This is a genomic window from Algoriphagus hitonicola, assembly GCF_900113375.1.
Taxonomy (GTDB): domain Bacteria; phylum Bacteroidota; class Bacteroidia; order Cytophagales; family Cyclobacteriaceae; genus Algoriphagus; species Algoriphagus hitonicola.
The window spans coordinates 107,198-115,650 of record NZ_FOPC01000013.1; the positions used below are offsets into that span (position 1 = coordinate 107,198).

Genomic DNA, 8,453 nt, shown 5'->3' on the forward strand with positions numbered 1-8,453 from the left:
TTAACCAATTTTTAACTGAAGTAATCATGAAATCGAGCACAACGCAAGCGACACACAGGAGGATGATTGTAAAATGTGCGAGATTCCATCTGACCTCTAAAAAACAAATTATAATCAGATGAAAAATACTATCAAAAATCTGTTGGATTGGAATCGAACTATCCTTTCGGTAAAATTTCTTCCAATTCTTATCCTCATTCTTGTTCCTTCTTTGATCGATTCAACGAAGGATTCTAGTTCTGAGGAACAAACCACAGCTGCCATAGATCGCATTATAGAAGAGGAAATGATCTATGGGAACTTGGTAGGTGTAGCAGTTGCCGTGGTGCAAAATGGACGTACGATTCATCAAAGAACCTATGGCCATAAAGATGTAGAAAGCCGTACTCCTTTTCGGAACACAGACTTATTTCGGTGGGCTTCCATTTCAAAAGTTTTGACAGCAGTAGCTATTCATAAATTGGTCGAAGAGGGGAGAATAGATCTCAATGACCGAGTTTCAGATCTGGTCGATTATTGGCCGACAAGAAGTAATAAAAACTTGATCACCGTAGAGCATCTTTTGTCTCATAGAAGTGGAATAAGACACTATCAACTATATAATAGGAATAATTATACTGGAGATGCGGATGAAGCATATGATGCAGAAGAGGGTGTGGATGTGTTTAGTTCTGGTTCTTTGGCCTTTACACCAGGGACAGATCATCGGTATTCCACATTTGGTACCAGTTTATTAGGTGCTGTAATTGATGAGCAGGGAGGCGGTTTTGACTCTTACATTAATACCAATATTAAAGATAAACTGGGAATGAGATCTCTCACCTATAATTCTAATCGTCAAATGACCGGGTACAATAAATTCTGTGATGATATGCTGACCTTAACAGATGGGAGTGATGTCATTTGGAAAGTTCCCGGCGGTGGCTTTTTATCCACAATAGATGATTTAAGAAAATTCATGGTTGGTTTAATGAACGATGACCTTTTAGACAATACAGAAGATCTTTGGACAAGAACGTTTACAGATAATGAAAACTATTCGTTAGGATTAAGGCGAGTTCAATTAGGTTCTGAATTATTTGTAGAACATGGGGGCGCCCACGCAGATATGCGAACCAAAATGATTTTTAGCACCGAAGCTGATAATGGGATCGCCATTGCCGTGAATGGGGGCGCTTATGCTACTCGAACTAGAGATAATATTATCAGAAGGATCTTTAGGGCTACCGGAATTAGTAACCGGGCCTTTGACGCTGAACCCTATCATTTTTCAGATATAGATAATAGGAATACCAACAATCCATGTAATGAATCGAATGTCGCAGTGTGGCACCTTGGAGATCAGAATACTATTTTAAGGAGAGGATATAGTACCAACTCATTTGGTGATGAATGGAGATTGCTCAGAGATGCGGGATATGTCTGCGTGGACTTTGAAACCTACATGCATAATGATAAACGAGTTTGGGATGGGATTTTCAAAAAGCAGCGGGGGGGACAAGCGATGTGGCGAAATTTTGATTCCGATGGATTCAATCAGAAATGGCAGGAGATGAGTAAACAAGGGTATCGATTGATAGATTTGGAAACCTACATGGAAGGTTCAAAAAGACTCTATGCAGGATTATTTTTACCGGGTAATGGAAAGTATGCCCTATATCGCGGATTTTCTCCTGATGAATTTGGCAAAAAGAGGGAAGAATTGGGAAATGATGGATTTAAATTAATTGATATCGAAGTTTATTATTTAAATGGCCAACAAAAATGGTGTGGTGTATGGGTGGAAGGAAAAGATGGATTACTTAACAGGAACTATGAATTATCAGCGTTTCAGAAATTGGTTTCCGCTCGAATAAAGGACGGTTGGAATCTCATGGATGTTGAAACATATATGGATGGGCGAACTAGAAAATGGGCTGGAATTTGGGATAAAACAAATCTTAGACAAGAGGTAAATTATCGAGTTCAGCATGATTCCCTTTTATCTGTAGATTTAAACAGAAAAATTAATGATCGAATGGTTTTAACTGATTTCCAGCGATATTAATATGAAAACTAAGCCCAATAGCACTTTCTGGAGTCTATTCCTATTAGTTCCTCTCCTGGTATTCTCTTGCGCAGAACGATCCGATGATTCGGATGAGTTTACTGAAAATGAAAGTAAAGTTCAATTAACAGTAAATGAAAATTACCCTTACTATATCCGTGCAAAAGTAGATGGGCAAATGCGAGAGTTCAACAATCCCGATATGCTCTATATCATGGTGGGGAGTTATATCCCCGGAATCTTTGAGGCAAGTATTGTTGGTGGTGCAGTCAATGAGGACGATAATGGAAGCTCTGAAGGATTTACTATCGCCATCAAAGACGAGGAAGAAATTCGGGTGGGTAGCTATGATTTCTTAGAGCCTTTCGAATCTACTGGATACGGACTTCGAGGGGCCAGTTTAGGTTATTTTACACAAAGCAATAGCAAAACCTATGTTTCCGATGTAGATGAAGAAGACCCGACCTTTGAATTAACTGAGCTTACTGAAAAAGAGGCAAAAGGAACTTTCTCAGGTCGGGTATATGATATAATTACCAAAGAATCAGTGATGATCACCGAAGGGGAATTTTATCTGGAGCGGATAAATTGAGGCATTAGGAACGCCGTGATTTTCCTTAGGGTATTCGTAAAAATAGAAGGGTATTATTTCGAATTTTTCCTTTTCAATTTAAACTCTGAGGGTGTGACTTGATAGATCTCCTTAAACCATTTATTGAAATGAGAAGGAGAGCTAAAACCTACGGAATAAGCAATTTCAGCTACCGTGTCATCTGTTTTCTCTAGCTTTTGAAGTGCTTTGCGTAAGCGTTGATCTCGAATGAAAGCTGTAGTTGAAAGACCGGTTAGGGCGGTCAGTTTTCGGTGAAGCTGCATTCGGCTCATGCCCAGCTTTCTACTAAAATCATCTACTGAAAAATTTGAATCTAGGAGGTCCGAATCTACGATTTCCTGGACTTTTTGTAGAAAGCGTTCGTCTGTTGTACTGACTGCGATCTCACTGGGTAAAATTTCATTTTTTCCTGAATATCGGACTCTGAGATTGTTCCTCAGCTCAATCAATTTTCCCATTCTCAATAGCAATTTACGAGTGGAAAATGGCTTGATCATGTAATCGTCAGCTCCGACTTCAAGTCCTTTTAATATTTGCTCTTCTTCTGATTTTGCAGTTAAAAGGATGATTGGTATATGTGAGGTTTTTTCATCTGATTTCAAGGTTTTACAAAGCTCAAGACCATCCAATTCTGGCATCATTACATCTGAAATGATCAAATCAGGAATTTTTTGAAAAGCGAGGTATATACCTTCTTTCCCATTTTTTGCAGACAGAAGGTTGAAATGTTCCTCTAGATCATTTTCAAGAAACATTCTAACATCCTCGTTGTCTTCAACTATAAGCACTAAAGGAGTGTCTACTCCTTTGTGTCCAGAATTTAATCGGGTGTTGATTTTCAGGCTTTCTGTAGGCTCTTCAATGACATCTTTTGGAGAAAAAGAGAATTTATCGATTGGTAGATGAATTTCCACTTCAAAGATTTCCGGGTCGTCCAAATTCAATTTTAAACTTCCTTGATGTAGTTCTGTGAGATCCTTGACCATGGGAAGTCCTATTCCGAAACCTTCTGATTTTTGATCAGGTTTATAGAATTTGTCAAAAAATTGATCTTTTTCTTCTTGACTATATTTTCGTGAACTGAGATTTCTGAGAATAATTATCGCTTGATTTTCAATGATTTTTGATTCCAAATCAATTACTGTATTCGGTTTTCCATATTTAATTGCATTTTGAATCAGATTACCTACAATTTTTTCCACCTTATCCGAATCAAACCATATTTCAGTCATCAGAGGAATCGAAGGGTTAAATTTCATCCCTTTTTCCGAGGCGAGATAAAAGAAATTCATAACCATAGTCTGTAGCAGCAGCCCCAAATTTCCTTTTTGGATTTTCAAATTAAGCCTGCCTGTTTTGATTTTACTTGCTTCAAGCAATTGATCCACTAGATTAAGTAAGCGTGCAGAGTTTTGCTTGATTAGGTTGAGCTGGGACTTAATGACAGGGTTTTCGGATTCTTTTATCAGACGTTGTACTGGGCCCATGATTAAGGTTAGGGGTGTTCGGAATTCGTGTGATACATTGGTGAAAAAATTGGTTTTGAACTCGTCGATTTCCAATAATCGTTTGGTTTCTTCCTCTTTCAGCTTCAATTCGTATTGTATTTTCCATCGCCATCTCAGGTAATTGAAAATCCCATAAATCCCGATTAAGAAAATAAAAAAGTAGAATAATTTGGCCCAAAGGTTATAATACCAAGGAGGCAAGATTGTGAAACTTAACCCTACCGGTTTCTCACTCCAGATATTGTCATAATTACTTGATTTAGCCCAAAAGGTATAGTTTCCCGCTGGTAAATTGGTGTATCGGGCTTGATTGTTTGTTTCGTTGACGATCCAGTCCATATCATAACCTTCTAATTTGTATTGATACTGATTCTTGTCAGGGGATGAAAAAACCATACTTGCCATTGAAAATGTGAGGGTGTTTTGATGGTGACTTAGTTTTAAAAATTCAGTTAATGGAAGTGTCGTGTCAAAAGTATTTAGTTTAGTTATTACAGTTTTTGGTGGAGTATGATTTAGTGATATATCTTCTGCATGAAACCAATAGTAGCCTTCCAGACTTCCAAAATATAAAGTTCCGCTGGGATGTTGAAAATAGGCACCGGTATTGAATTCGGTAGCTAGACCATCGTAGTTGGTATAATTGGTAATAGTGAATCCTGATTTCGATTTTTGTATTTGAGATATTCCTTTATTGGAGCTCAACCAGAGATCTCCGTTTTCGTCGGGGAGGATTCCATAAATTACATCATTTGCTAGGCCATTATTAGAGGTGAAAAATTCAAACTCTTCTGACTCGAGATTCATTCTATTGACTCCTGCGCCATTGGTCCCTATCCATAAGTGATTATCTGGAGAAAGATATAGGGATTTGATACCATTGCTGCTGATCGACTTCGGATTAGACTCATCTGCCAAATAGCGCTTAAATTTTCCGGTTTTTAAATTCAGGTGGGCTATTCCACGGTTTTCGGTACCTATCCAAAACTCATCATGAGAAGCTTGAATGATGGTTCTTATATTGTTGTCGGGGATACTTTGATCGTTACTGGGATCATGGATAAATTGTTTTTTCACCCCTTCTTTGGGGTCAAACCAAATCAAACCGTCATTTCGAGTACAAAGCCAAAATCGATTTTGATCATCCTTAAGGATTTTCCATACAGTATTTGCAGGTAAATTTGGCAGACTTTCCTGATCAAAATGGGTAAAGGTTCCAGTTCTATGATCTAAAATACTCAAGCCTTCATCTTGGTAGCCAATCCAAAGTTGATTTTCGTCACCAATCAGACTCATAACACGGTTACTTTTTATAGATGAGTGGTTTGAATTTTGAGCTTTATAGGTTTTCCAAGCTTTGGTTTCATGATCAAACTTTGTTAATCCTTTCCCCGAAGTTCCGAGCCACACGTTTTCTCTTTTATCAACAAAAATCGATCGAATGACATCAATACTGATATTTTCTGGGAGTTGCTGATCGTGATAGAAATTGAATTTTTCTAAAAAAGAATCGTAAAAACTCAATCCCGCACCATCTGTTCCCATCCAAATCGTGCCTGTGTAATCCTCAAAAATACACAGGACATCATTGTAATGAATGGAACGGGGGTTTTGCTTACTGTAAGTAAAGTTTTGAATCTGCTTCTTTTGAAGATCAATCAGAAAATTCCCTAGACCATAGGTAGCTATCCAAATTAGCCCTTTTGAGTCTTGGAATAAGTCTAAAATCATGGCATTTTCCAAACCAGTTTTTTCGATTTTCAGATAATCATGGATAGGTATGAAATCACCCTCAACGGATTCTGCGATCCATAGTCCGTGCTTAAGTGTGCCAACAAGAATTTCCTGCTTATAGGTATGAATTGAAGTGGAGAATGATCCTAAATTTTGGTTTTCGAATATCGATCTGGTTTGATAATCATCCTTATCAAAAATCACCACCTCTTTCCTGAACGTAATCAAGAGCTTATCATTTATTTCAGAAATATCCACTACTTCCTTTCCTGGATCTGTCCATACGCTTTCGGCAATATTCAGTGCCTCATTCCAACGAAAGATTTGACCAGATAAAGTACCGATCCAAATTGTTCCTAACCCATCTTCGAATAGCTGGCTTGCTGCATGGATCTCGTTGATTTGTTTGAATTCCTTTTCTCCTTTCTCTAAAAGCTCAGGAATATTTGTGTCGGGAATTATCCAAACTCGTTCTTGTCGGTCGGCTAGTACTTTTCCCAAGATGACTTGATTTTCTTGGGTGATATCATTGAATTTTTTAGGATAAATGATGAATTCATTCCCATCGTATCTGTTAAGTCCCTCTTGTGTGGCTATCCAGAGGAAGCCTTTTGGGTCTTGCGTAATTGACACTGCACTGTTTTGTGAAAGTCCATTATTAACAGAAAGTTGGCGGAAAGAGACGTTTTCTTGGGAAAAAGCTACTTGATTATTTCCTAGTAGAAACAGGCCGCTAATTAAAATAATGAAAAAATTCGTTGAAATTGACATTCCTTACTTTATCGTTTTGATAATTCGCTGTATTATAAGTATTTATTTTAACATATATCAATTTTAAAAACTCTAATCTAAAAAATACCATTTCAATACATGGATTTTCAATTGATGTTACGTGCGGAGCAGATACTGTTACAACTGTTTTATCCAGAATGCAGAGAATAAATTAGCTTCACCAAGCACAAAGAATTTAAAATTGTGAAAATGAAACTCTATTTGCCGTTCTTATTTATTCTCTTTTTCCAGTGCAATTCGAAAGTCTCCAATAAATCTGAAATTGTATTGGATGAGCAAATTACCGATTATCATTCGCTTACTGAGCTCCAGGAGGTACTATCTCAGACAATCCCTTTCACAAGAGAAGAGCTTAATTACTTTTTTCCTTTGCAAGTGTGTGATTTTTTGAGATTTCAAATTATAGGTGGTTTAAATGAAAGAATAGGAGTAAGTTCGGTTGAGGCTGATTTCATTCACAAATATGATTCTTCAAAGCATATCTATGTGGAGGTTTTAGACGGGGCTGGGGTCAACGGCTCTATTTTTTTGCTAAGTAGTATGGAGCGTCTGAAAGAAAATTTTGAGGAAATCAATTCTAACGAGCGAATACGGGTGTTTTATCATGAAGGGTACCGTGGGTTTTTGAAGGAAAAGTTTCAAGACTCAATTTTGGAGTTTGAATTAATTTATGAGAATAGATTTCGAGTTAAATTTCATTCAGGTAAAATGAAAAAAAAGGAATTGGTAGACTTCATTCATGAATATCCATTAGGTTTTTTAGCAGATTCATTAGTCAAGAGAATAGAATAAGATCAATGCTTGATCCAATCTGATTTTTTGAATAAGGATATAATTACAATTTCGTATATGTTAAAGGTTTTTAAACCTCAAGCATTTTTTGAAGACTTTTTAAGGTTTAAATTCGAGCTTTCATTTTTTACAGAATTTACTGAAGATCAAAGATTTTTGAAGATAAAAATTAATGTTACTGAAATGCTATCATTTGATACAGGTGTGATATTCTTTGTAGGTTAGGATTTGGATTTTTGGGGATGGATCAGGACTGTCCTGAACTTTTGGAATTAAGCTAAATTACTATGAAATCAATTTTACAATCCATTTTAGGTAAAAAAGTAACCCTAATCTCTTCATTGGTTGATTTTGGAAATTGCTTTTTAAAAGGGCGAAATTCATTTTTGATAATTCTACTTTTATTACTTCACACCTCTGTTTTTGCCCAAGCACCTTCTGAACCATCAACCAACCTCTCTATCTCCAATATTGATGGAAACCGATTTTATGTAAGTTTTACTAAGCAGACAGGTAGTGGAGATAAAAGAATTATTGTTGCCAGTACAAGTCCTGTAACTGCAGAACCGATTAACGGGGCTGACTATTTAGCCGGTAGTTTCGGATTAGGAAATGAAATAGCTCCTGGGCAATTTGTAGTTTATAATGGGACTGCGTCGGGCACTTGGATCAACGGCTTGAATCATTCGACAACCTATCATTTTAGGATATATGAATACAATGGTACAAGTTTTAGTACTGAATATTTAATTACAGAGTTTTTAGAGGGAAGTGCCACTACATTAACGGCTCCGACAAATCAAGCCAGTTCCCTTACTTTTAGTAATGTGACCGGTAATTCAATGACGGTTGGCTGGGCCAGAGGAAATGGTGCCGGAGTTATCCTAATCGCAAGAGCAGATAACCCAGTGGAAGCAGAACCACAGGATTTAACAAACTACAATCCATGGAATGGTGCTTTTGGAAG

General features: G+C 37.1%; 5 protein-coding genes. 4 read left to right on the forward strand and 1 reads right to left on the reverse strand.

All coding sequences use genetic code 11. The features are described from left to right. Positions 1-118: 118 nt before the first annotated feature. Together BM043_RS16270 and BM043_RS16275 are read left to right on the forward strand one after the other, a co-directional pair. Complete coding sequence (locus BM043_RS16270; RefSeq protein ID WP_092793592.1) at positions 119-2,047, forward strand: serine hydrolase; 1,929 nt, start codon at positions 119-121, stop codon at positions 2,045-2,047. A 1-nt stretch (position 2,048) separates the two neighbouring features. Beyond that, complete coding sequence (locus BM043_RS16275; RefSeq protein WP_092793594.1) at positions 2,049-2,639, forward strand: hypothetical protein; 591 nt, start codon at positions 2,049-2,051, stop codon at positions 2,637-2,639. A gap of 53 nt (positions 2,640-2,692) precedes the next feature. Here the strand turns inward: BM043_RS16275 and BM043_RS16280 are convergent, their stop codons facing one another. After that, complete coding sequence (locus BM043_RS16280; RefSeq protein WP_092793595.1) at positions 2,693-6,673, reverse strand: hybrid sensor histidine kinase/response regulator transcription factor; 3,981 nt, start codon at positions 6,671-6,673, stop codon at positions 2,693-2,695. Positions 6,674-6,961: 288 nt separating this feature from the next. On the opposite strand from BM043_RS16280, the gene BM043_RS16285 reads away from it, so the two are divergent. After that, entirely contained in the window at positions 6,962-7,486 is a 525-nt protein-coding gene (locus tag BM043_RS16285) for a hypothetical protein (RefSeq protein WP_143189560.1), read from the forward strand. A gap of 287 nt (positions 7,487-7,773) precedes the next feature. Further along, the coding region (locus BM043_RS19565; RefSeq protein WP_218144161.1) for a hypothetical protein at positions 7,774-8,453 on the forward strand (680 nt) is incomplete at its 3' end.